This is a genomic window from Actinophytocola oryzae (genome assembly GCF_004364325.1).
Classification (GTDB): domain Bacteria; phylum Actinomycetota; class Actinomycetes; order Mycobacteriales; family Pseudonocardiaceae; genus Actinophytocola; species Actinophytocola oryzae.
In genome coordinates, this window is sequence record NZ_SOCP01000021.1 from 169,030 (window position 1) to 192,734 (window position 23,705).

At 70.6% G+C, this 23,705-nt stretch carries 24 protein-coding genes; 16 read left to right on the top strand and 8 right to left on the bottom strand.

Translation table 11 applies throughout. The features are described 5' to 3' along the window. The first annotated feature begins 231 nt into the window (after positions 1–231). From CLV71_RS39300 to CLV71_RS39325, 6 genes are all read left to right on the top strand, one after another. A complete protein-coding gene (locus CLV71_RS39300; protein WP_133908055.1) occupies positions 232–762 on the top strand; it encodes a DUF5987 family protein in 531 nt (176 codons plus the stop codon). Further along, positions 759–2,390, top strand: coding sequence for an FAD-dependent oxidoreductase (locus CLV71_RS39305; RefSeq protein ID WP_133908014.1), 1,632 nt, complete (start codon positions 759–761; stop codon positions 2,388–2,390). The genes CLV71_RS39300 and CLV71_RS39305 overlap by 4 nt, the downstream gene beginning before the upstream one ends. Before the next feature lie 78 nt (positions 2,391–2,468). Then, the gene (locus tag CLV71_RS39310) at positions 2,469–3,017 is read left to right on the top strand and encodes a DUF6423 family protein (RefSeq protein ID WP_243867197.1); all 549 of its coding nucleotides are present in this window, start codon (positions 2,469–2,471) and stop codon (positions 3,015–3,017) included. Continuing rightward, entirely contained in the window at positions 3,014–4,312 is a 1,299-nt protein-coding gene (locus tag CLV71_RS39315) for an FAD-dependent oxidoreductase (RefSeq protein WP_133908015.1), read from the top strand. The genes CLV71_RS39310 and CLV71_RS39315 overlap by 4 nt, the downstream gene beginning before the upstream one ends. After that, positions 4,305–4,778, top strand: a complete 474-nt coding sequence (locus tag CLV71_RS39320; RefSeq protein ID WP_133908016.1) for a DUF6187 family protein — start codon at positions 4,305–4,307, stop codon at positions 4,776–4,778. Before CLV71_RS39315 ends, CLV71_RS39320 begins: the two co-directional genes overlap by 8 nt. Beyond that, the gene (locus CLV71_RS39325; RefSeq protein WP_133908017.1) at positions 4,753–5,298 is read left to right on the top strand and encodes a carboxymuconolactone decarboxylase family protein; all 546 of its coding nucleotides are present in this window, start codon (positions 4,753–4,755) and stop codon (positions 5,296–5,298) included. The genes CLV71_RS39320 and CLV71_RS39325 overlap by 26 nt, the downstream gene beginning before the upstream one ends. 26 nt (positions 5,299–5,324) lie before the next feature. Here the strand turns inward: CLV71_RS39325 and CLV71_RS39330 are convergent, their stop codons facing one another. From CLV71_RS39330 to CLV71_RS39345, 4 genes are all read right to left on the bottom strand, one after another. Beyond that, complete coding sequence (locus CLV71_RS39330) at positions 5,325–6,131, bottom strand: AfsR/SARP family transcriptional regulator (protein WP_133908018.1); 807 nt, start codon at positions 6,129–6,131, stop codon at positions 5,325–5,327. Between the two features lie 268 nt (positions 6,132–6,399). Further along, positions 6,400–6,597 (bottom strand): transcriptional regulator, encoded by a 198-nt coding sequence (locus CLV71_RS39335; protein ID WP_133908019.1) that lies wholly within the window; start codon positions 6,595–6,597, stop codon positions 6,400–6,402. Next, positions 6,594–7,376: a hypothetical protein gene (locus CLV71_RS39340; RefSeq protein WP_133908020.1), complete on the bottom strand. Its 783-nt coding sequence runs from the start codon at positions 7,374–7,376 to the stop codon at positions 6,594–6,596. The genes CLV71_RS39335 and CLV71_RS39340 overlap by 4 nt, the downstream gene beginning before the upstream one ends. Positions 7,377–7,392: 16 nt before the next feature. Continuing rightward, complete coding sequence (locus tag CLV71_RS39345) at positions 7,393–8,289, bottom strand: Rossmann-fold NAD(P)-binding domain-containing protein (protein ID WP_133908021.1); 897 nt, start codon at positions 8,287–8,289, stop codon at positions 7,393–7,395. A gap of 202 nt (positions 8,290–8,491) precedes the next feature. On the opposite strand from CLV71_RS39345, the gene CLV71_RS48155 reads away from it, so the two are divergent. Beyond that, entirely contained in the window at positions 8,492–8,638 is a 147-nt protein-coding gene (locus CLV71_RS48155) for a hypothetical protein (RefSeq protein ID WP_166664443.1), read from the top strand. A gap of 74 nt (positions 8,639–8,712) precedes the next feature. Here CLV71_RS48155 and CLV71_RS39350 read toward each other — a convergent pair whose 3' ends face one another. Next, complete coding sequence (locus CLV71_RS39350) at positions 8,713–11,757, bottom strand: AfsR/SARP family transcriptional regulator (protein WP_166664444.1); 3,045 nt, start codon at positions 11,755–11,757, stop codon at positions 8,713–8,715. A 361-nt stretch (positions 11,758–12,118) separates the two neighbouring features. On the opposite strand from CLV71_RS39350, the gene CLV71_RS39355 reads away from it, so the two are divergent. Genes CLV71_RS39355 through CLV71_RS39365 form a run of 3 tightly spaced genes read left to right on the top strand, consistent with a single transcriptional unit; the run spans position 12,119 to position 14,199 of the window. Continuing rightward, entirely contained in the window at positions 12,119–12,892 is a 774-nt protein-coding gene (locus tag CLV71_RS39355; protein WP_279588791.1) for a winged helix-turn-helix transcriptional regulator, read from the top strand. A gap of 49 nt (positions 12,893–12,941) precedes the next feature. Further along, the gene (locus CLV71_RS39360) at positions 12,942–13,529 is read left to right on the top strand and encodes a hypothetical protein (protein ID WP_133908024.1); all 588 of its coding nucleotides are present in this window, start codon (positions 12,942–12,944) and stop codon (positions 13,527–13,529) included. A 1-nt stretch (position 13,530) separates the two neighbouring features. Beyond that, the gene (locus tag CLV71_RS39365; RefSeq protein WP_133908025.1) at positions 13,531–14,199 is read left to right on the top strand and encodes a DUF6239 family natural product biosynthesis protein; all 669 of its coding nucleotides are present in this window, start codon (positions 13,531–13,533) and stop codon (positions 14,197–14,199) included. Here CLV71_RS39365 and CLV71_RS39370 read toward each other — a convergent pair. From CLV71_RS39370 to CLV71_RS39380, 3 genes are all read right to left on the bottom strand, one after another. Continuing rightward, the gene (locus CLV71_RS39370) at positions 14,186–14,962 is read right to left on the bottom strand and encodes a PIG-L deacetylase family protein (RefSeq protein WP_133908026.1); all 777 of its coding nucleotides are present in this window, start codon (positions 14,960–14,962) and stop codon (positions 14,186–14,188) included. The two genes, CLV71_RS39365 and CLV71_RS39370, sit on opposite strands and share 14 nt — an antisense overlap. Continuing rightward, positions 14,959–16,224 (bottom strand): glycosyltransferase, encoded by a 1,266-nt coding sequence (locus tag CLV71_RS39375; RefSeq protein WP_166664446.1) that lies wholly within the window; start codon positions 16,222–16,224, stop codon positions 14,959–14,961. The genes CLV71_RS39370 and CLV71_RS39375 overlap by 4 nt, the downstream gene beginning before the upstream one ends. 136 nt (positions 16,225–16,360) lie before the next feature. Continuing rightward, complete coding sequence (locus CLV71_RS39380; protein WP_133908028.1) at positions 16,361–17,674, bottom strand: MFS transporter; 1,314 nt, start codon at positions 17,672–17,674, stop codon at positions 16,361–16,363. Between the two features lie 186 nt (positions 17,675–17,860). Here CLV71_RS39380 and CLV71_RS39385 point away from each other — a divergent pair, with 186 nt between their 5' ends. From CLV71_RS39385 to CLV71_RS39410, 6 genes are all read left to right on the top strand, one after another. Continuing rightward, entirely contained in the window at positions 17,861–18,529 is a 669-nt protein-coding gene (locus CLV71_RS39385; RefSeq protein WP_166664447.1) for an SRPBCC family protein, read from the top strand. Beyond that, positions 18,529–19,344 (top strand): FAD binding domain-containing protein, encoded by an 816-nt coding sequence (locus tag CLV71_RS39390; RefSeq protein ID WP_243867199.1) that lies wholly within the window; start codon positions 18,529–18,531, stop codon positions 19,342–19,344. The genes CLV71_RS39385 and CLV71_RS39390 overlap by 1 nt, the downstream gene beginning before the upstream one ends. Then, positions 19,337–21,631, top strand: a complete 2,295-nt coding sequence (locus CLV71_RS39395; protein ID WP_133908030.1) for a xanthine dehydrogenase family protein molybdopterin-binding subunit — start codon at positions 19,337–19,339, stop codon at positions 21,629–21,631. The genes CLV71_RS39390 and CLV71_RS39395 overlap by 8 nt, the downstream gene beginning before the upstream one ends. Next, the gene (locus CLV71_RS39400; protein ID WP_133908031.1) at positions 21,628–22,089 is read left to right on the top strand and encodes a (2Fe-2S)-binding protein; all 462 of its coding nucleotides are present in this window, start codon (positions 21,628–21,630) and stop codon (positions 22,087–22,089) included. The genes CLV71_RS39395 and CLV71_RS39400 overlap by 4 nt, the downstream gene beginning before the upstream one ends. Beyond that, the gene (locus tag CLV71_RS39405) at positions 22,086–22,796 is read left to right on the top strand and encodes an alpha/beta fold hydrolase (protein ID WP_243867201.1); all 711 of its coding nucleotides are present in this window, start codon (positions 22,086–22,088) and stop codon (positions 22,794–22,796) included. The genes CLV71_RS39400 and CLV71_RS39405 overlap by 4 nt, the downstream gene beginning before the upstream one ends. Before the next feature lie 134 nt (positions 22,797–22,930). Then, on the top strand, positions 22,931–23,704 hold the full coding sequence (locus CLV71_RS39410; RefSeq protein WP_133908032.1) for an IclR family transcriptional regulator: 774 nt from the start codon (positions 22,931–22,933) through the stop codon (positions 23,702–23,704). Position 23,705 lies beyond the last annotated feature (1 nt).

The window sequence follows — 23,705 nt, forward strand, 5'->3', positions numbered from 1 at the left end:
GATTTCCTCACCACCTGTGCGGCAGCTACGGGTCAGTAGCGGTCCAGGTCGAATCAATTAGGCGTCGTTCGTGCAGGTGGACGGCACTGCGGAAAGAAAGCAACGCAGAAGATGCCGAGCCTGTCCGATTCTGTGAACAATTGGCTGTCGAAACATTCGACCGGCCACATTGGCGATGTGCTTGGAGGTCCCGTGGCGGCGACCCCGGATTTGTTGGACGACGTCCAGACGATGACGCTCGAGGCGTACGCGGACACGATCGTCCCCGGTGTGAAACGATTCCCGGACGATCACGCGATCGCGGGCGTGTGTGACGACCCCGGCTCGGTCGAGGCAGGCGTCCTGGAGCTGCTGGCCGACCCGGCGACCGGTGTCACCGCGGGGCTCGTGCCGCTGTCCGGGATGCTGAACCAGCACGCGGCCGCCTACGCGGAGCGCGTCGGACTGTCACTGGACGCCGGGCTGCCCGCGTTCGTCGCCCTCGACTACACCCACCGCACCGCGCTGGTCGCCGAGCTGGTCGCGTGGGGCAACCCGGAACGGGACGGCTGGGTGCTGCTCGCGCAGTTCTCCAACATGGCCTTCGACATCGCGCCGCACCGGCACACGGTGGAGGCGCTCGAGGAAGGTCACCCCGGGCTGGTCGCACTCGGCATGACGAAGCCGGACGACGACGGGCTCTGGCGTTACCCCGACTTCGGCTACGGCCGGGAACTGGCCAAGCGTCACCCGAACACGACTGAATCCGGGAGCCCCGAGTGACCGCGACGGAGAAGACCGACGTCCTCGTCGTCGGCAGCGGGTTCGGCGGCTCCATCGCCGCATACCACCTCGCGGCGGGTGGCGCGAAGGTCACGGTCCTCGAGCGCGGACCCTGGTTGTCCGGCAACGACTTCCAACACGACTACCTCCTGGGTTCCTCGTACACGAGGGTTTTCGACTTCGTCGCGGGCGACGGCATGAGCGTGCTCGGCGGGAACTGCGTCGGCGGCGGCTCGGTGGTCTACTTCGCCGCGCTGCCCCGCGCGCCCCGGTACGTCTTCGAGCGGCGCGGTTCGATCGGCCGCCGGATGTGGCCCGCCGCACTGTCCAGGCAGACCCTCGACCCGTGGTACGACCGGGTTTCCGAGGCGATCCCGGTCACCCAGCAGGACTGGTCGGATGTCACCTACGCGGGCGGCCTGTGGGGCGCCATCTGCGACCACAGTGGACACACCGCGAACCCGGTGCCGGTCGGTGTGGACAACAAACGCTGCGTCAACTGCAACTGGATGATGGCCGGCTGCCGCTTCGACGCGAAGAAGTCACTGCTGACCAACTACCTGCCGGCAGCCCTGGCGCACGACGTCGAGATCCGCGACCTGCACGAGGTGCAGAAGCTGTCCCGCACCGACGACGGCGGCTACCGCGTGCACTACAACAACATCGACGAGGTCGACTACCGGGTCACCACCGGCTCCGGCGTCATCGACGCCAAGATCGTCATCCTCGCCGCGGGCGCCGGTGCGACACCGCCGATCCTGCAGCGGTCCGAGGAGTCCCTCGGCGCCATGCCGCACGCGGTCGGCCGGTACTTCTCCGGCAACGGCGAGCGGCTCAACAACGCGGTCATCAACGAGGAGCGCGTCGCCGAGGTGCTCGGTCTTCGTCGCCCCAACGGGAAGGTCTACGAGGCCAACGCGATCGGCAAGGGGCCGGTCGTCGCGTGCTGGGACTACGTCGACGCCGCACTGCCCGAGTACTCCCGCTTCTCCATGGAGCAGCTGTACTTCCCGCCCGGTCTCGGCACGATCCTCGCGCAGGCGCCGGAGTCGGCCGGCCCGCGCTGGTTCGGCAGGGAGAAGAAGGAGATCCTCAAGCAGTGGAAGTCGTGGCTCACGATCTTCCTGATGACCGAGGACGACAACGAGGGCGTGTTCGGCCCGCCGCCGCCCACCGGCAACTCCTACCGCATCTCCCAGCAGATGCTGGCCAAGGGCCCGCTCCGCTACGACCCGACACCCAACACGCTGCGTGGCTGGGCCGAGGCGGACGCGCGCACCAAGGAGATCCTGGAGAAGGACGGCCTGGCAACGGTCATGCCGTGGACCAACGACGTCGTCGGCGCCTACACTGTCCACCCCCTCTCCTCGTGCCGGATCGGTGACGACCCGGCGACCTCCGCCCTGGACGACCGCCACGAACTGCGCGGGCACCCGGGAATCTTCGTGACCGACGGTTCGGCCGTCCCCTGTGGGCTCACCGTCAACCCCGCGCTCACCATCGCCGCGCTCGCCGAACGGGCGATCCCCGGCATCGTCGCCGCGGCACGGGAACGCGGAGTCGAGGTCACCTACGGGGCGCCACTGCCGACACCGGTGACGGCGAGTGTCGCGAAACCCGCCGCCTGATGGGGCATTGACACCTGTCCTGAGTGTGCGACTCTGGATCGGACTTGGTCATTTGCCGAATGTGCCGGAGGACTGGGGATGTCTTCACTGGAAATGCCGGGGTTGGATGTCGCGGGACGTGTGCGTGCCAGGGATATCCAGATGGCCGGGGTCGCCGACGTGCGGCGCCGGGTGCTGATGATCTCCGGTGCTGTCGACGTGACCGAGTACGACGTCTCGGTGGCGATCAACCTGCCGGAACCGGGCCGGTGGCAGATCATCAAGTCCGAGACCAACCTGACCGACCAGATCTGGGTGGCCATGCAGGTCACCACCGACGAGGACACGCACTTCGTCGACGGCGGCGAGGCGATGGTCATGTCCCGCCAGTTCAGCAGGACGTTCCTGACCCCGGACCAGCGCAGGCTCACCTTCTTCGACGGTGAGGTGCGCCCCGGCGAGGCGGTGCTGAAGGTCTTCGAGATCGAGACCGAGAGCAGGCGGCCCGCGTACGCGCATGCCAGGTACAGCCCGGTCTCCTCCGAAAGCGCCGAGCAGTCCGAGGACGCGTTGCAGCGGCTGGTCACCGACGGCATGCCGCAGCGGCCTGCCATCGAGGTGATCGTGCCGGTCACGGTCATCGGGTGACCCGGTTCGTCCCACATCCCCGCCTCCTCGCCTCTCCCCGCCACCGGGATTGGCCCGCCTGTCCGCAGCCGGACGTCCCGGCGCGCCCCGTCGTGCCGCCCGCGAGTGCCGACGTCGTGATCGTCGGCGCGGGGCCCGCGGGGCTCGCGGTGGCGGCGGCGCTGTGGCACCTGGGGGTCCACGACGTCGTGGTGCTGGACCGGACCGGTGCGCCGGTCGGCCGTTTCCTCGACCGAGTGGACCGGTTGGACCAGCGGGTGTTGCGCTCGCCGTACGAGCACCACCCCGGCGTGGAGGGCTACCGCGACTGCGAGCTGCGGGACTTCGCACGGCTGCACTGGTCGCTGCTCACCCCCGTGGAGCGCCGCGAGATCAGGATGTCCCAGGCGGGGCACCGGTCCGTGGTGCCGGTCGACGTCTTCGCGGCCTACTGCCTGCACACCGCGGTGATCCACCGGGTCACCGAACGGCTCTGGCCGGGCGAGGTCACGTCGGTCGAGCCGGCGGGCGACCGGGTCACGGTGGCGGGCAACGGTTTCCGCGTCGACGCCGGCCAGGTCGTGCTGTGCCTCGGTGAGGAACGCCGGGACGCGCCGCCTGCCTGGCTCGCGGGCGACCGGCCCGCCGAGGTCGGCTACTGGGACGAGCCGGTACCGGAGGACACCGGGCGCCAGGTGGTCGTCGGCGCCGGGCTGACCGCCGCGCACCTCGTCCACGGCGCACTCGACCGGGGTGCCCGGGTGGACTGGGTGCTGCGGGCCGACAGCGAGCGGTACCAGTGCTCGGACGTCAACGCGTCGTTCTTCCGCGCGGAGGGCCGGTCCCGGTTCGACAGCAGGCGGGCGCCCGTGCCGTGGGCCGATCGGCTCGCGTTGATGTCCCGCGAGCGCAGGGCTTCGGTGATGTTCGAGTTCCAGCCGCTGTTCCGGGCGACCGAGGCGGACGGCAGGCTGACCGTGCACCGCGCGAGCGAGGTCCGGGCGGTGCACGACAAGGGGGTCGAGCTGGCCGACGGCATGCTCGTGACGGGCGACCACACCGTGTTCGCGCTCGGCACGGTGCCCCAGATCGGCACCGGGCTGCTGCCCGACGACGTGGTCGGCGCCCGTGACGGCTGGCCGGACCTCGACGAGCGCACCCTCGCCTACCGCCGCGCGCCCCGGGTGTTCGCCGCGGGCGCGGCCGCGTGCATGGTGCTCGGCCCCGCGGCACGCAACATCGACGGGCACCGGGTGGCCACCGCGCGGATCGCCGCGACCATCGCGGCCACCGTGGGGGCGGCCGGTCATGACTGAGCAGTACGACACGATCTTCGGCCTCCCCTCGGTCGACGACGAACCCGACACGGAGGTCGGGGTGCTGCTGATGGGCCTCGGGCCGGAGCGGCTCCTGGCCGGGCTCGGCGTGGCGTGCCGCGACCCGGTCGCCGACCCGGCGGCGGTGACGTTGGTCGTCGACCAGCTGCGACACGGTGCGCGGCAGGCGGGCGAGTACGAGCGCGTGATCGCCGACGGCGTCACGCGGTGGCGGGCGGCGAGCGCGGGGATCGCCCGCGCGGGCCTGCACCCTGGGCCCCGGTCGGCGGCACTGCGCAGGCTGTGGACGAACGCCGCCTCGGCACTGGCCGACGCGGACGGAGTGGACGGCCTGCGCACGGCGGGCGCGGGGGAGCGGGTCTACCTGACCGCGTGCTGGCTGCGGCCGGAGGAGATCAACCGGATGACGGAGGAAAACGGTGGCACATCTGCCCTCCCTGCCTGACAACGCGGTGCTGATGGACGTCTTCAGGCGCTACCCGGAGACGTCGCGCCCGCTGCTGGACTACCACGAGGTCGTCATGCGCGGCCCGTCGCCGTTCTCGGTCGCCGAGCGCGAGCTGATCGCGGCGTACGTGTCCGGGCTCAACGCGTGCGGCTACTGCCACGGCGTGCACACGGTGACGGCCGAGGCCTGTGGTATCGAGGCGGGCGCCGTGCCTGCCGCACTCGCCGACCTCGACACCGCGCCCGTGCCGGAGAAGCTGCGTCCCGTGCTGCGTTACGCCGCCAAGCTGACCCGTGCCCCGGCGTCGGTCTCCCGCGCCGACGCCGACGAGGTGCTCGCCGCAGGCTGGGACGAGGATGCCCTGCACTCCGCGGTCATGGTGTGCGCGTTGTTCAACTTCATGAACCGGATGGTCGAGGGGCACGGGATCAAGGGCGACCCCGACTACTTCGCGACCTCCGGTCATCGGCTCAGGGAGGTGGGCTACGCCGGCCTCAACCGCTTGCTGGAAGCGTGACCGGCGGCCCCCCAGTCGTCACGTGCTCAACGGTTGAACACGAAGTTCGGGTCGTCTATCACGGCCTGACCGGTCAGGATCCCGTGGTGTAGCTGACGAACCCGTGGTGACGGCTCGACCCCCAGCTGGTCGACCATGCTCGACCGCAGCCGCCGGAACGCCTCGAGCGCCTGGCTCTGTCGGCCCGAGCGGTACAGCGCCACCATGTGCTGCGCGCAGAAGTTCTCCAGCAGCGGATGTCGTGCGCACAGGGTCGCGAGCTCCCCGAGCAGCTGGTGATGTCGGCCGAGGCGCAGGTCCGCCTCGATCCGCAGGTGGAGGTCCCCGAGGCGGTTCTCCTCGAGCCGCATGGCCTCGATGGTCAGCTGCGGGCCGGTCGGCACGTCGGAGAGCGCCGGTCCGCGCCACAACCGCAGCGCCTCGCCCAGCGTGCGGGACGCGCGTTCGTGGTCGCCCTCGTTGACCGCCCGGCGGCCGGCCGTGGACAGCCGGTCGTAGCGGACCGCGTCGACGTCGCTGGGCTCCAGGTTGAGCAGGTAGCCCGCACGCCGCGTGATGAGGACGTCCTTCGAGGTGACGTTGCCCTCGACGGTACTCAGCGCGTCCTGGAGCTTTCTGCGTAACTTCAGGATGTAGGTGTGTAAGGTCGGCACTCCGCTGCGCGGTGGCCGGTAGTCCCAGATCTCGTCGGTCAGCGCCGCGAGGGTGACGACGTGGCCGGCGTTGAGGGCGAGCATGGCCAGGAGCTGGCTGGGCTTGCTCGCGGTGGGCACGATCGAGACACCGTCTACGGATACCTCCAGTGGACCGAGAACTTTGATCTCAACTCGCATCACGAAACCTTTTCTTAGTGGTTCGTTGCATGACAGACGCCCATCCACTGTCGAATGGATGGGCTTTCGGGTGTGAAGAGGGCGGCGCCTCGGACATTTTCAGGGCGCGCGAATCCCAAGAAAAGCGTGACAGGTCTACGAGTGAGTGTCAAGGAGTATTAGAGTACACATTGCGTCTGCCTCCACGAATGCTGAGGAATTGTTTTGGGCATGCCGAACGGCCGCTGCACTGGCGGCGGCCCGGAAATGGCAATGTCGGTGATATTACTTACCTCGGGTCAGGTATCCTCGTCTCGACGACGAGGGCGTAGAGCTCCTCGATGTCGTACTCGGCGCGGCCGGGGCGGCCGTAGCGGGTGAGCTTGCCCCGGCTCGCCCACTTGCGGACGGTGGCCTCGGTGACCCCGGCCAGCATCGCGGCCAGCTGCGTCGGTACCGTCCTGCGGCCACGCTGCGTCTGGCTCATTCGTCTTCCTTGTCCTCCGGTGACGGCGCTCCCGTGCCGTTCGCGTGCCCGTTCGTGTGCCCGTTGACCTTGCCGTTGCGGTGCCCGTTCTGGCGGCCGTTGACGTGCCCGTTCGTGGCCACCGGCCCGCCGTTGCGCTTGCCGCGCAGCGCCAGCCAGTGCTCGGGTGCCCACACGTGGCCCGCCTCGCAGCTGACCTCGTACGGCTCGCCGCCCTCCCAGTGGGCCTCGGCGTAGACGGTCCGGTCGCAGTCGGGGCGCAGGCACGTGCCGACTGCCACGCGGAAGCCCGTGTCCGGCCGCATGGCCTCGTTGGCCGCGTCGGTCAGGTCGGTGAGCTCGTCGACGAAGTCCGGCGCCGCCGGGTGCTGGTAGATCCAGTGCAGGTGGATGGCGAGGAAGCCGACGAGCTTGCGGATGTCCATGCCGTCGGGGGCGAGCACGCCCCGCTCGGCGGTGACCAGGCCGCACCACGCGGTCAGCACGCCGAGGATCTCCGAGCGCACCGAGACCACCGCGTCACGCAGCACGATGCCGCGCGGCCGGTGCCCGCTCACCCGTTCCCTCGGCTCGTTCGGCCGCAGGTCGAGGGCGTGCGCGCACAGCTCGAACAGCGCGGGCAGCTCGATCAGCGTCTCCTCCGCGAGGTCGCGGCAGGCCGGGCAGACACGCAGGCCGGGGGATAAGAGAGGGGCCTCGCCGGGCTTGTGCCTGCGGCTGAGACAGGTCGGCTGGTCGCCGTACCCGCCCTCGTCCGGCCGGATCGGTTGGCTCACCATGACATCGCTCCCCATCTCAGTTGGCGATCCGCACACCCAGTCCGCTGTGGGTGGCGACTTCGTAGATCCGGAACGCGAGGTCCGCGTTGAGCTCGGGCACGCCGAGCAGCTCGACCAGCACGATGTCGCCGGAGCGCCGGCGGCAGGCGTGCTGACCGGTCAGGAGCTGCGCGAGGTCGCCGGCGATCCGGGGCTCGGTCAGGTGGGCGCCGACCACGGTGCGGTCGGGATAGTGCTCGAGGAGGCCGAGGTCGTCGACGTAGATCTCGTCGACCTGGTCCACGATCTCGGCAGGCGTGTCCTCGCCGGTGGCGTTGACCAGCAGGGTGCCGCGCGCGAGCTGGCCGATCCGGACCTCGGCGAGGTCCCGTGCGGCCGAGGGGTGGTTGGGGGCGATGACGAGGTTGGCGCCGAACACCACTTCGGCGACCGTGGGCTTGAGGGAGAGCTGGATGCCGGAGAGCTGGAGGTGGTCGACGACCCTGGGGTCGAGCTCGTCGACGGTCTTGACGCCGCACAGCGCGACGTGGCTGATGTCGGGCACGTGCCTGGCGATCACCTCGAGCTGGGGCTGGAGGTCGCCACCCGGACCGAGCAGGGCCGTCGTGACGCCGCCCGACACCAGCATCTCGCGGGCCGCGACCGCGGTCAGCGCCGCGACCTGCGCACTGCGCAGGCTCTGTGCCGGCAGTACACAGGGTCCGCTGGCGTCCGGGTGGTCGAGCAGGACCAGCTCGGTGCCGTTGCGGCCCGCGCCGCGCCAGGAGATGAGGCGGCCGGGCGAGTCCTGACGGTGTCCCGCGCGGCCGACGGTGCGCCCGATGAGGTACTCCGCGACCGTCGCGACCGGGTCGACCACCTCGAGCGCCCGCCACACCTCGTGCGAGCGCAGCTGCAGGACGGTCCCACTCATCGGAGGTCCCTCTGTTGTGCACGTGCCATGTGCGTAATCTCAAGGATTGCTCTACCGCCTGCTTATTTGATCGCTATCGCCGGACGATAGCGGTTCCTAAAGCTGCGGAATAGTCGACAGAAGGCAGGCGGCTGTTGAGTTGTTCTCGAGCGGGGTTCCCGCCGAAAAAGAAGTCAGACTCTTCAGCCTCGGAGGCATTTAAATGTCCGCAGTTCGCAAGGTCGTGCTGTCCGTGTCCGCGCTCTTTCTCGGCCTGTCGGCCCTGTTCCTGGTGACCGGCACCGCCACCGCCCAGAATGCGCCGTACACGCTCCAGTGCGATGAGGACTGGCACACCCCGTGCCCCTGATCTCCGCATTTCGCGGAAATGCAATGGCGGCAGGCGGCTACTCGGGGGAGTTGTCCTGCCGCCGGTCGGGCGAATCAGCGAAAGAGGGCATTCCCTCTGTTGCGCTCCAGTTCCTGACGTAGCCGGACGGCTTCCACGGAGTCGACCGTGCCGAGCAGTTCGATGGCCTGGTCCAGGTCGCCGGCGGCGAGGGTCTCCTCGCCCCGGCCCTGGTGGACGTCGGACCGCAGGATCAGTGCCTTGGCCCGCCAGATGGTGGAGCCGAGCTCGGTGAACAGGGACAGGGCCGCCTCGACGTGGTCGGCGCCCGCGGCACCCTGGCCGCGGGCCAGTGCTATCTCCCCGAGCGCGTGGTGCGCGCTCCCCGCGACCATCCGCTCGCCGACCTGCTGGGCGAGCGACAGCGCGTGCTGCAGCGTGGTCTCGGCGTTGTCCAGCCGCCCGGAGCGCTGGCGGACGACCCCCAGCCGGAACAACGCGTGCGCCTCGCCGATGCGGTCGCCGATGTCCCGCACGATCAGCAGCACCCGGTTCAGTGCCCGGTGCGCCTGGTCCACCTGGTTGAGGAACAGGTACAGCTCGGCGAAGCGGTTGAGCACCTGGGCCTCCAGCCGCAGGTAGTTGACCCGCCGACAGCACCCGAGAGCGGCCTCCAGCAGCTCCTGCGCGCGGGCGGTGTTCCCCTCGTCGATGTTGACCTTGGCCATGTGCTGCAGGATGTGGGCCTCGCTGACCAGGTCGCCGACGGTCCGCATCTTCTCCAGCGCCGTCTCGTACCTGCGCATGGTGTCCGTGCCCTGCCCACGCAGCCGGTCGAGGGTCGCGGAGTTGCGCAGTGCGAGCCCGTAGCCGTGGTCGTCACCCACCTGCTCGAAGATCTCCAGCGCGGCGGCGTAGCAGCGTTCGGCGTCGGCGATCCTGGTCTGCTGCGAGTGCATCCCGCCGAGGGAGTACAGCATCGCGGCGCGACCGCGCCGGTTGCCGTCGGCCTCGGCGGTGGCGAGCGCACGCTCGGAGGTCTCGCGCCAGTCGTCGAAGTGGCCCTTCACCTGGAACAACGTCACCGAGGTCAGCGCGAGGTCCCAGCACGCCTCGGACATGCCGTAGTCGGCAGCCAGGTCGACGGCGGCCACGAGCGAGCGGCGTTCGCTCTCCAGCCACTCCATCTGGTCACCCATCAGGTCGATCTCCTCGAGCTGACGTGCGCCGGTCCAGCGGGGCGCGGTGCCGTGGATGATCGTGTAGTCGCCGCCGTACTCCTTGCGGTGCGCGTGTTCGGCACGGGAGAGCCAGGCACCGACGAGCCGCTCGACGGTCTCGGCGCGCTCCTCCTCCGACTCCTCCTCGTGCAGCCGCTCGATGGCGTACACCCGGATCAGGTCGTGCATCCGGTAGCGCAACCCCTCACCCGGGTACTGCACCGTGTCCAACAGCTGTGCCTCGACGAGGCTCTCCACGATCTCGATGGCGTCGTAGGGGTCGAGGTCGAGCAGCGCGGCGGCCGCCCAGCCGGGGAAGTCGGGCGAGGTGACCAGCGCGAACCTGCGGAACAGGCGTCGGGCGATGCCGTTGAGGGTCCGGTAGCTCAGGCCGATGTTCGAGCGCAGCACCAGGCCGCGGTAGGACAGCTCGTCGAGCCTGCGGACCGTGTTGCGCAGCCGCGCGGCCAGCACGTCGATGCGCCAGTGCGGGCGTGAGGCGAGCCGCGCGCCCGCGATCCTGATGGCCAGCGGGAGCCCGCCGCAGAGGTTGACGAGCTCGTGCGCCGCGTCCGGCTCGGCCTGCAGGCGGGAGGCGCCGACGATCGTGTTGAGCATCTCCATGGACCGGCTCTCGTCGAACACGTCGATGCCGATCTGGTGGGCGCCGGGCAACCCCGACAGCGGCGCCCTGCTGGTCACGATCATCGCGCAGCCCGGTCCCGCCGGCATCAGCGGGATGACCTGGTCCTCGTCGGTGGCGCCGTCCAGCACGACGAGCACCTTCTTGTTGGCGACCCTGCTGCGGTAGAGCTCGCCGCGTTCCTCGTCGTCGTCCGGCACCGTGTTGCCCGCGATGCCCAGCGCGTGCAGGAACCTGGCCAGCACGCCGCGCACCCGGTCCTCGCCGTTGGGCGACTCGAGGTCGCCGTAGAGGTGTCCGTCGGGGTAGTCGTCACGCAGCTCGTGCGCCGCGCGCAGGGCGAGGGTCGACTTGCCGACGCCACCCTTGCCGGAGATGGAGACGATGCGCACGCCGTAGTTGACCGTGTCGCCCGCGGTGTCGTTGCCCAGCGCGCGTTTGATCTCGTCCAGCTGGGACTGTCTGCCGGTGAAGTCGGCGATGCTGGCCGGGAGCCTGCGTGGCACGACGGACTGCTGCTCGGCGGCCGGGTTCGTCGGCGGCGTGCTGACACCGCTGGAGGCGAGGTCCAGCTCGGGGTCACGGTTGAGGATCGCGTTTTCCAGCCGTCGTACGCTCTGCCCCAGCTCGATGCCGAGCTCGTCCATCAGCGTGGCGCGTGCCCGCCTGCACGCCTCCAGCGCCTCGGCCTGGCGGCCGGAGCGGTACAGCGCGAGCATCAGGTACTCGTAGAGCCGTTCCCGCAGCGGGTGTTCCTTCACCAGTGCGAACAACTCGCCGACGACCTCCTCGTGGCGGCCGAGCGCGAGGTCGAGGCGGATCCGCTCCATGACCGCGGCCACCCTGGCGTCGTTGAGCTGGGCGGCGCCCCTGCCGAGCAGCTCCGAGTTCATGCCGGCCAGTGCCGGACCGCGCCACAGCGACAGCGCGCTTCGCAGTGTGGCGACCGCTTCGGAGATCCGACCCGCCTCGACGTGCGCCCGCGCGGAGGACACGAGGCTGGTGAACTGCGCGATGTCCAGGTTGGTCTCGGGGACGTCGAGCAGGTAGCCGGGCGCGCGGGTGCGGATCTGCACCGTGTCACCGGTTCCGTTGAGCACCCTGCGCAGTCCCGAGACGCAGATCTGGATCTGGGCGCGGGCCGTCGTCGGCGGGGACTCGTCCCAGACGGCGTCTATCAGGTGTTCGATCGAGACGACCCGGTTGGCGTTGAGTGCCAACATCGCGAGCACCACGCGCTGCCGTGCGCCGCCCAGGTCCCGCTCTTCACCGTCCACCGTGAGAGTGAGGGGGCCGAGCAGTCGTAGCGCAAGCACGTATCCGCCCCCACTCATCACCAATACCCTGCCACACCGGCTCGGACGGTTCGAACGCGCGCGGAACCACCTGCCCCCTGACCAGCCGTCTTGCGAGTCTCTCACACATTTTGACCGCACTGGTACGAATGATTCCCCCATGCGGTTCTGCCCTGGTATAGCGCAAACATGAAGATGCGTCTCGAACCGCTGGAGCCGGATCATGGAGACCCGGAGGCCCGACCTCCGACCCGTGGCGCGGGGCTGCTGCCAGGTCAAACGCCTCGGGAAGGGCTGAGGAGATTGGAAGCTGACAATGACCGACTCCGCCTGGAAAGTGGTCATGGACGGGGATGGCCTCACGATCACCGGTGACGGTTTTTCACTCACCACAAACAGTTCCGATCAGGGCAGCCTTGACACCGTCGTCACCGAGTTGCAGGGCATCGTGCGTGGCACTTATGGACAGTACTGCGGCCTTTCCCGAGCCATCGAGGTCGTCGGTGAACGGTGGGGGATGCTGGTCGTTCGTGATCTTCTCACGAACCCCAAATCAGCCCTCGAGTTGCACCAGGGACTGCCCGGTGTGCCGCTGAACCTGCTCACCATGCGGATCAGGGAAATGGCGTTCTGCGGCGTCCTCGAGAAGTCGGGGACGATCGACGAGGACGGCCACGAGCAGTACCAGCTCACGCGTTACGGGCGTCGGCTGGAGGACGTGCTGCTCGCGTTCGGCCGCTGGGGTTCCGCCATGCTCGCCGAGCCGAGGCCCGAGGACATCGTCACCGAGGACTCCCTGATGGTGGCCATGCGGGCGACGTTCCTGCGTGACGCGGCGATCGGCCGGTCGGCCCGCTACGAGCTGCGTTTCGACGAGATCGTGATCCACGTGGTGGTCGAGGACGGCCACCTCGAGGTCGGTCGCGGACCGCTGGCCGGTGCGCCGGTCATCGAGCCGGGGCACACGATGAAGGACCTGCTCGCGCGGGTCATGACGGTCGACGAGGCGATGGCCTCCGGCCAGGTGCACGTGACCGGCGGAGCCGACACGCTGGCGTCGTTCCTGACGATGTTCGCCCTTCCGTACCAACCGGTTCCGCAGCGCTCCCTCGTCTGACCCCCCTTCTGCCATAGTTAGTGGATTTCGTCGACAGCAGGGAGGTTGGATGACCGCGACGGTGCCGACGGAGATCGAGGGCAAGCACCTACTGGGGCCGGGGGGATCGCTCAACACGAGATACCACAAGGCCGCGCTGTACCTGTTCGGGTTCGTCGTGATCGCGCACTGGGTCGAGCACATCGCGCAGGCGTACCAGATCTACGTCCTGGACTGGGCCCGCCCGAAGGCGGGCGGTGCGCTCGGCCTCGCGTTCCCGTGGCTGGTGAAGTCCGAGTGGCTGCACTACGGGTTCGCCGTCTTCATGCTGGTGGGATTCGTGTTGCTGCGGCACGGGTTCACGGGCCGCGCACGCTCGTGGTGGAACGCCGCGATGTGGATCCAGGTGTGGCACCACTTCGAGCACCTGCTCCTGCTGCTGCAGGCGCTGACCGGGTCGTACCTGATGGGCAGGCCGGTGCCGACCAGCATCGCCCAGCTCGTCTTCCCGCGTGTCGAGCTGCACCTGTTCTACAACGCGATCGTGTTCGTCCCGATGGTCGTCGCGATGGTGAGGCACCTACGGCCGACACCGCAGGAGCGTGCGCGGATGAAGTGTTCGTGCGCGGGGCACGCGCTGACCGGCGCCGCGGCCTGACATGTCGGTTCTGCTGCTGGCGACGGGCGAGCACGGCCACCTGGAGCTGGGGGTCACCATCGGCCCCATGGCTCTGCGGGTGGTCGTGCTCGCCGCCGTGCCGGTGGTCGCCGCGTTCGCCGTGCTGCGCGGGTTCCTCGGCGAACCGAGCCGCCGCACGACGATCGTCGTGGCGCTCGCGGCGGCCACGGCCGCGACGATGGAGTTGTTGCTGTCCGGTCGGGTGAACCTGCCGGAGCAGGTGATCCCGTTGCTGCTCGCGGCACTCGCGTTGCCGATCTACCTCGTCAGGTCTACCGACGAGCGGTTCGCGCGGGCCGTCGGCCTCGGTAGACGGTTCGCGCCGCTCGTGTACGCGGTGGTGGCCGCACTCGCGGTGGCGCAGTTCGGCCTGGCGTGGTTCGCCGACGCCGGCCGGGACCGCACGACCACCCTCCTGCACACCGGCGTGCTGCTCGGGCTCGTCGCGCTCGTGTGGTTCGCGATCGCCAGGCCACGCGGCCGCGGCGTCAACGTCGGCATGCTGGTCAGCGCCGCGGCACTGGGCGTCGGACTGCTGGCCGGTACGGCGCAGGCGATCACCATGCGCCCGCCGGACCCGGTGCCCGACGCGACCGGGACCGGGACCGTGTCCTCGGCGGGCTTTCCGATGCTGTCTACTGTGGACTGATCCCGGCCAGCAGGTCGTCCTCGGGCAGCGAGGTCGGCACGTGACAGCGCGCCAGCTCGAAGTCCTCGGTCGGCCACACCGCCTGGCGGACGTGCACCGGCACCGCCAAGCGGTGTCGCACGGCCGGTGCCAGGAATCCGGCGTAGGCACGCAGCACCCGGTCGCGCACCGGGAAGAACTCGCCGCACGGCACCCGCGTGGTGATCCACCGCGTGCCGGGGGACGGTGCCGCGAGCCAGTCGCGGTAGGGCGACTCGAGGTCGCGCGCCAGCAGCGCCTCGTGCAGCGCACGCATCCGCGCCTCGCTCCATTCGTGCACGGTGTACAGCTTTCCCGGCTGCCACGCCTCGCCCGCGCCGGGGAACCGGGCCGCGTCGCCCGCCGCGTCGAACGCGGCGACCGACACCTCGCGGCAGCGCACCCGGTCCGGTCCGGGATCGGCGGTGTCGTCGTGCGCGACCACGACGTGCGGGCGGAACTCACGCAGCACCCGCACGAGCCGCTCGGTCGGCTCCGCGACCGGCACCGAGGCGAACGAGGTCCCACCCGGGCGCCCGAAGGCCGCGTAGCCGAGCCGGTGGTGCCCGGCTCCGAGCACCTCGCTCACGCCGTCGCCGCCGGTCGCGTCGCCGGTGCAGGTCACCACCATCACCTCGTGCCCCGCTGCGGCGTAGCGTGCCAGCGTCGCGGCGCCCTCGCCGGGCTCGTCGTCCCGGCGGGTGAGCACGGAGACCAGGCGCAGCGGCTCCCTCCTCGCCGTCATGCGACCTCTGGTGCCCGCACGAGCAGGCTGGCCGCGACGAACCGCTCGTAGTCGGCGACCATCCTGGGCAGCAGGTACCGGCGCCGTGCGGACTCCTCGGCGCGCCGTCCGAGCCTGGCGCGCAGCAGCTCGTCGCCGAGCATCGTGCGCAGCGCGTACACCACGGCCTCGTTGTCACGCGGGTCGACCAGGAGCCCGTTGTGCCACGGGGAGACCTGCTCACGCAACCCGCCGACGTCCGCGGCCACCACGGCGCGGCCCTTGACCATCGCCTCGGTCACGCTCAGGCCGAAACCCTCGCCGAGGCTCTTCTGCAGCACCACGTCCGCCCGCCGCTGCAACGCGTTCACCACCAGCGCCGCGCGTTCGGTGTCGTCGTCGTCCGGCAGGACCAGGTGCACCCGCGCGCGTTCGGCGGGGGAGAGCGCGGCCCGCAGCGAGCGGATCTCCTCCAGCACGGCCCAGCCCTCCAGCGCGTCCTGCGTCTGGCCGTCGCAGGCCAGCACGACGTGCACCTCCGGGGGCAGCTGGTGCACGAGCCGCAGCACCCCGGGCATCTCGGTGAGCGGGTCCCAGCGCGACACCTGCAGCACGAGCGGCGCGCCCGCGGGCAGCGGCCCGTCCTCGTCCACCTGCCCGAGGTTGCCCAGCAGGTCGGCGAACTCCAGCCGCGACAGCACGCGGTTCTTCGCCGAGTTCGGGTCGACGGCGGGTGCGACCACCCGCTTGCGGACCGGCGGCACCAGGGGCGGCGCGAACTCGGTCAGCGGCGTCATCACGATGTCCACATCGGACAGTTCGCCCGCGAACGCATACCAGACGGCCGACGGGCCGGTCGCGCGCCCGTCGGTGGTGCCGACGTGGCAGTGCCACACCACGGCCATGCCCGCCGCCGCCAGCCGGGGTGCCATGCCGAGGGTGGCCGGGTCGTGCAGGACCACCACGTCGCCGGGTGTGAGCCGCTCGACGAGCCGGTTCGCCTGCGACGCGAGCACGGTCCGGTAGCTGGGCAGCGACACCGCGAGCCGGTCGGTGGTCAGCGCGTCGGCCCTGCCGTGCAGCAGCTGGTGCAGGTACCTGGTGACGGCGAAGAACGCCGCGTCGCCCTCGACCACCGCCCACCCGACGGACAGGCCGGTCGCCACCTGGGCGGGCACGAGGCTCGAGAGCAGCTCGGCGACCCGGCCCCCGCGCGCGGTCGAGCTCACGTGTACCAGTCGCGGCCCGGCGCCCGGCGGGAGCGCCCAGGTCGGCGTCACCATCTGTGGCCTTCCCGTCCTCCGGACGGTGCGGGCGCACCGCCTCGCCCCACGCGAACCGTGGTCATAGTTCTATTTTTTCGAGCCGCACCGGGCCGGGGCCACTTTCAGGTTGCGCTTGTGTAGAGCAATCCACCCTCTACTCCGGCAGTGCCCGTCCCCGGGTCTCCGGACAGAACGGGACGACGACCATGCCGACGACGTAGATGAGGCCGAGCACGGTCGCCGCGGTGCCGTAGCTGCCCAGTGCCGCGATGATCGTGCCCGCCAGCAGCGGACCGAGGAACGCGATGAACCTGGCCGCGTTGAACACGAAGGCGGCGCCGGTCGCACGCAGGTGCGTCGGGTAGAACTCCGGCAGCCACACCGGCATCCACGTGTACTGGCCGAGGGTGAAGAAGCCGTTGACCGCGCACAGCACCAGCACCAGCGCGAGATCGTGGGTCCACAGGAACAGGACCGGCGTCATCACCAGTGACAGCGCGAAGTAGGTGAACACCGTCGGCCTGCGGCCGAAGCGGTCGGCGGCGAAGCCGAGTGAGATGTAGCCCGCGATGGCGCCGACGTTGTAGATCATGCCCGCGGTCGACGCGTAGCTCTCCGGCGAGTGGCCGTCCTTCGCGGCCAGACTGCCGACGTACGCGGGCACCCACGTCGAGATGCCCCACCACGCGAGCGTGGTCACCGTCGACATGATCGAGCCGAGGATCGTCAGGCGTCGCAGCTTCGGGTCGGCCATGATCTGGCGCAGCGTGAAGCGGGTGTAGGTCCGTTCCTCCTCGGACAGGTCGGACTGGGCACGCAGGGAGTCCCTGCGCCTGGCCACCTTCGTCCACTTCTCCGACTCGGGCACGCTGCGGCGCAGCCACAGCGCGAACAGCGCGGGCAGGACCCCGATCAGGAACATGTACCGCCACGAGCCCGCGCCGAGCGGCGCGATGAAGTGCCACGCGGCGGACGCGACGAAGAACCCGAGTCCCAGCCCGCACTGCATCAGCCCCGCGGCCTTGGCCCTGGCGTGCGCCGGCCACATCTCCGCGACCAGGGACGTGCCGGTGCCCCACTCCGAGCCGAGGGTCACGCCCGTCAGCAGCCGCAGGAACAGGAACGACTCCCAGTTCCACGCGAGCGCCGAGAGACCGGTGAACACGGAGTACAGGGCGATCGAGATCAGCAGGACCTTCCTGCGGCCGAGGTAGTCGGCCACGATCCCGCCGAGGATGCCGCCTGCTCCCCAGCCGAGCAGGGTCATCGCGATCGTCAGTCCGATGTAGAAGGCCGGGTTGCCGGTCGGGTGCAGCTGTTTGAGCGCCACGCCCGCGGTGAGGATCAGCGCGTAGGTCTCGAACCCGTCGAACAGCCAGCCGAGGTTGGCCGCGATCAGGGCCCGCCAGCGGGTGCGGTCGAGCGAGCGGTACCAGGGCGTTGTCGACGTCTCTCGCACTTCGGTCATGGAGCGACTCCTATGTCGTGCACCTGCGTCGACAGGGTAGTCCTGTATACGACACTCGTTGTCCTGTGGAGCGGATGGTATGAGCGCTCCACGAGACCGTCAAGACGCAGTCGACGAACTTGACACTTGGTCAAGACCCTCTTACGGTCCTAGTGACAGGACAAGCAGTCTCGTATGGCGGTCTACATGAAACTTGCGTCCGAGTTCTCGGTCCCGGCGGCACCTGCCACGGTGTTCCCCCTGTTCTTCGATCCAGAGGTGATGCGTGGCCTCATCCCGGGATGTGAGGAGCTGGTCCGCGTCGACGACCGGACCTACCGGGGTCGCCTGGTCAACGAGGTCGCGCACGTGCGTTTCGCCGCGGGCTTCTCGGCGGCCGTCCAGTCGGTGACCGACGAGGAGACCAAGGAGGTCACCGCCGTCCTCAAGGGCGAGGACCGCAGGCTGGGCAGTTCGATCAAGATCGACGCGCGCCTGTCCGTACGCCCCGACGGCGACGCCTCGGTGATCGGCTACGAGATGGACATGGCGCTGTGGGGCAAGCTCGGCCGCCTCGGCGAGCCGATCATCCGCCGCCGCAGCCGCGAGGTGGAGCTGGAGTTCGCCCGCTCGCTTGCCGCCGCCTGCGGCGCACCCGCGGAGGACCCGCCAGCGAGACAGGAGGGTCCCGCCCGCACCCCGGTGGCCGCCTCCAGGCCGGCCGTGAACGGTCGGACCACGCGGGTGCCCGCCGCCTCCGACGATCCGGATCCGTCGCTGCGGCTCGCGGTCGCCGCGACCCAGAAGCTCGCCATGGTCGCCGTGGCCACCTCCCTGACGGCCGTGCTGGTCGCCGTGTTCAGGCGGGGTCGCTGATGCCCCGCCTGCACCGCCCCACCTCCCTCGACGAGGCCGTCGAGCTGCTGTCCACGCTGGACAACCCGATGGTCTACGGCGGCGGCACCGCCATCCAGATCCTCCTCAAGCAGGGCATCCTCTTCGCCGACAACTTCGTCGACCTCGCACTCGTGCCCGGTCTGCGTGACGTCACCGAGGACGACGACGGCGTCACCGCGGGCCCCATGGTGACGATCCGCCGCATGGAGACCGCCGCCCCACCGCTTGCCGCCGACGCGTACCGGCACGTAGCCAACCCACGGGTCCGGAACACCGCCAGCGTCGGCGGCAACCTCGCACACGGCGACTACCGCCTCGACCCGCCGACCGCGCTGCTCGTGCTGGACGCGGTCGTGCTGGCCACGTCGGTCCACGGCACCCGAGAGATCGGGATCCGCGAGTTCTTCACCGACTTCCAGCAGACCGCGCTGGAGCCGGGTGAGCTGGTGTCCGGCGTGTTCATCCCGCACCAGGACCCGGCCGCGGGCCACCACTTCGAGAAGAACACCTCGCTGTCCGAGAACGACTGGCCGTGCGCGTCCGCCGCCGTGCTGCTCACGGACCACACCGTCCACCTCGGCCTCGGCGCCGTCGCACCGACCCCCTGCCACGTCACCGCCGACATCACCGGCCTGGACGACCAGGGTGCGGTCGAGGCGGCGCTGGCCGCGGTCGAGCCGGTGCTCGACCCGATCCCGGACGTCCGGGGCAGCGTCGAGTACAAGCGGCGGCTCGCGCGGGTGACCGTCGAGGACGCCGTCCGTCGCGCGTGGAAGGACCGCCGACATGGGTGACGAGGTCGGCCGCTCCAGGGCCCGTTTCGACATGCCCGGCCGCGTGCGGGGGCTGGTCTCCCACGTCGGCGACCAGCCGGTCGGCACGGCGGCGCACGTCGCGCTGCACCGGTCGACCGCGCCGCACGCCGCGATCGCCGCCGTGCACACCGACGACGCGCTCGCCATCCCGGGCGTCCACGCCGTCGTCACCGGCGCCGACCTGTACAAACACCTCGGCGACCGCCTCCACACCGGTCCCGCGTTCGCCGACCAGCCCGGCCTCGCCTACGAGAAGGTCCGCTACGTCGGCGAGCCGGTCGCCGCGGTCCTCGCCGTCGACCTCAGGACGGCCCGGGAGGCCGCCGACGCCGTCTGGGTCGACTACGACGAGCTGCCACCCGTCCACGACCTGGCCGCCGCGCTGGAGGGCACGTCGTTCGTGCACGACGAGCTGCGCCCGTCGTCGGTGTTCGGCGACCTGCGCCACCTGCGTGGCGTGCGGGACACCAACGTGAACTACGAGTACAACCTGCGGACCGGCGACGCCGAGGCGGCCCGCGACGCCGGTGCCACGACCGTCGCCTGCGAGTTCTGGGCGCCGCCGACCCACCACGTGCCGATCGAGCTGCCGTGCACGATCGCGTGGGTCGACGCCGACCGCCTCGAGATGCTGTCCACCACGCAGACCCCGTCCTATGTGCGCCAGACCGTCGCCGACCTGCTCGACCTGCCGCTGTCCCGGGTCCGGATCACGACCAGGCCCCTCGGCGGCAGCTTCGGGGCCAAGATGTACGACCGGCTCGAGCCGCTGGCCGCCGCGCTCGCCTGGACCACCGGGCGCAAGGTCCGGGTGGTCGCGTCGCGTGAGGAGTCGTTCCTGCTCACCACCCGCCACGGCGCGGCCGTCACCTCCAGCCTCACCGCCGATGCCGAGGGCAACCTGGTCAGCGCGATCTCCGACGTCCGGTACGACACCGGCGCCTACGCCGACGTCGGCCCGCGCATCACCGCCAAGTCCGGCATGATGTCGCCCGGCCCGTACCGGATCGCGAACGCACGTGTGCGGTCCCGCTGCGTGTACACGAACAAGCCGTCCGCCGGACCCTTCCGCGGGTTCGGCGTGCCGCAGGTGACCTGGTCGCACGAGTCGCTGATCGACGAGCTGGCCCACCGGCTTGGCGAGGACCCCGTCGAGTTCCGCCGCCGCCACCTCCTGCGTGAGGGCGACGAGGCTCCCATGGGCACCCGCATGCACAGCGCGGACTTCGTCGGCTGCCTCGACGCGGTGGCCGACGCGATCGGCTGGCGTGACCCGGTCGACCGCGGCGACGGCAGGGTCCGCCGCGGGCGCGGGGTCGGGGTCGGTGTGAAGGCCGTGCTGACCCCGACCATCGCCAACGCCGTGCTGCACCTCAACCAGGACGCGTCGGCCACGCTGCTGATCAGCACGGTCGACATGGGACAGGGCAGCGACACGATCATGGCGCAGATCGCCGCGGACGTGCTGTGCATGGACTCGGCACGCGTCCACGTGGTGCGTGCGGACACCGACGCCACCCCGTACGACACGATCACCGCGGGCAGCCGGTCCACCTACCACACCGGCAACGCGGTGCGCCGCGTCGCGGAGGCCATGCGTGCCAAGCTGGTCGGCCTCGCGGCGACGCGGTTCTCCTGCCAGGACGCCGACGTGACGCTCGCGGCGGACGGCCTGCGGGCGGGTGAGCGGCACGTGACCGTCCCGGACCTGGTCCACGGCCACTTCGGCGCACGCGGCGCGACCCTGACCACCGAGGCGAACTACACGTCCGACTGGGTGCCCTACGACAAGGAGACGGGCCGGTCGGCGAAGGTCACCGAACACTGGTTCGCCGGCGCGGTCGGCGTCCAGCTCACCGTCGACACCGCGACCGGCCGCGTCCACCTCGAGCACCTGGCCGTCGCCGGGGACGTCGGCAGGGCGATCAACCCGAAGCTCGTCGAACAGCAGCTGACCGGCGCGGCGATCATGGGCATCGGGCACGCGTTGTTCGACCAGCTCGTGCTCGACCAGGGCCAGGTGATCAACGGGACGCTGCTCGACTACCAGCTGCCCTCGATCAGGGACCTGCCGGACCGGCTCACGCCGATCATCGTCGAGAGCCCGCACGACACCGGCCCGTTCGGCGCGAAGGGCGTCGGGGAGACGGGGATCCTCGGGGTCGCGCCGGCCATCGCGAACGCGGTGCGTGACGCGCTCGGCGTCCGCATCACCACGCTGCCGTTGACGCCGGAGTCGATCGTCGCGGCACTGGAGGGGAAATGAGCCGGATCACCCTGGTCGTCAACGGCGTCAGGCACCTCGTGGACGTCGAGGACGACGCGTTGCTGCTCGACGTGCTGCGGGAGAAGGTCGGCGCCACGAGCGTCCGAGAGGGCTGCGGGGTCGGCGCGTGCGGGGCGTGCACGGTGCTCTCCGGCGGGATGAGCGTGTCCAGCTGCCTGGCCCTCGCCATCCGCCACGACGGCGCCGAGCTGACCACGGCCGACGGCCTCGACGAGCGGGACGAGGTCGTGTCGTCCTTCGTGGCGTGCGGCGCGGCCCAGTGCGGGTACTGCATCCCCGGCTTCGTGCTGATGTCGAAGGAACTGCTCGCGGAGAACCCGGCACCGTCCGAACAGGACATCACGGCCCACCTCGAGGGCAACATCTGCCGCTGCGGCACCTACCCGGAGATCAGGAAGGCCGTGGCGGCCGCGGCCGGGCGGAGGGCGACGCGGTGATCGTGCTCCTGCACTCGCTGGCCATGTCCGGTGAGCTGTGGCGCCCGCTCGCCGACCGTCTCGACGGGCCCGTCGTGGCGATGGACGCCCGCGGTCACGGCCGGTCCGCCTGGGACGGTTCGGCGTTCACGGTCGAGGACCTCGCCGCCGACGTCGCCGCGCTGATCGAGGCGCGGGCCGACGGGCCGGTCGCGGTCGGCGGCATGTCGATGGGCGGTTGCGTGGCCATCGCGCTGGCGGGCACCCGCCCCGAGCTGGTCAGCAGGCTGTTCCTGGCCGACACGACGGCGAACTACGGCCCCGGCCGGGTGACGACGTGGGCGGAGCGCGCGGGCAAGGCCATCCGCGAGCCACGCGACAGGCAGCTGGCCTTCCAGCTCGACCGGTGGTTCTCCCCGGAGTTCGTCGAGCGGGAGCCGGCGGAGGTCAAGCGCGTGTCCGCGTTGTTCCTGGCCACGAACGCGCGTGCCCACGCGCAGGCGTGCCTGGCGCTCGGCGCGTTCGACGGCACCGGCCTGCTGCCGAGGATCACCGCGCCCACGCTGGTCGTGGTGGGGGAGCACGACTACGCGACCCCGGTCGCGATGGCGCGGACGCTCGCCGACGGGATCCCGAACGCCACGCTGACGGTCCTCGGGAACGCACGGCACTTCAGCGTGTTCGAGGCGCCGGGTGCGCTCGACCAGGCGGCCGGGTTCCTGTCGTGAGCCGCCGCGGCACCGTGCGGACGGTGTCCACGCCGGACCCGGCGTACCTTGGGTCGGTGCCGGCGCGGTGGCCGGACGTGCTGGACTGATCGTCGACAGGGTTCACGAGCAGGTATCGGACAGGGGGAGGGCGGGTGGCGAGTGACGTCCCGGCGGTCTCGTCGGCGGTGCGCATCCTGGAGCGGCTGTCGGTGTCGTGGCCTGCGGCCGTGGCGCCGAAGGACCTCGTCAACGAGCTGGGGTTGAACAGGAGCACGTGCTACAACATCCTCGCCACGCTGCAGCGCCTCGGCTGGGTGACGTCGACGGGGGAGCGGTCGGGCTGGATGCTGGGCCCGAAGCTGCTGACGCTGACCGGTGTCCCCGACGACATGACCGCGGCGATAGCCCAGCAGGAGATCGACGAGCTGGCGCGCCGCCTCGGCTTCGTGGTGTTCGTGGCGGAGGCCGACGGCGCGGGTGGTTACGTGGTGACGGTGAAGGCCGAACGCCAGATGGGTGTCCGGGTGACCGTCAGCGTCGGCGAGGGCTTCCCGTTCTCCGCGCCCGCGCTGATGCAGGCCCACCTGGCGTGGCAGGCGCCGTCGACGGTGGACGAGCTGGTGGACCGCCACGGCCTCAAACAGTTCACCCAGCACACGGTGACCGACCGCGAGGAGCTGCACCAGGTCCTCGCCGCGATCCGCACCCGCGGCTACTCGACGAGCATCCAGCAGTACGACATGGCCCAGAGCGGCGTGGCGGCCCCCATCTTCGACCGCAGGGGCCGACCGACCCGTGTGGTCTGCTCGTTGGCGTTCTTCACCGAGCTGCACGCGGACAACGTGGCCCGCATCGGCGCCCTGGTCGGCGACTGCGCCGACCGGATAACGGCCCGCACCGGCGGCAGGCGGCCCACCACCGGGTGAC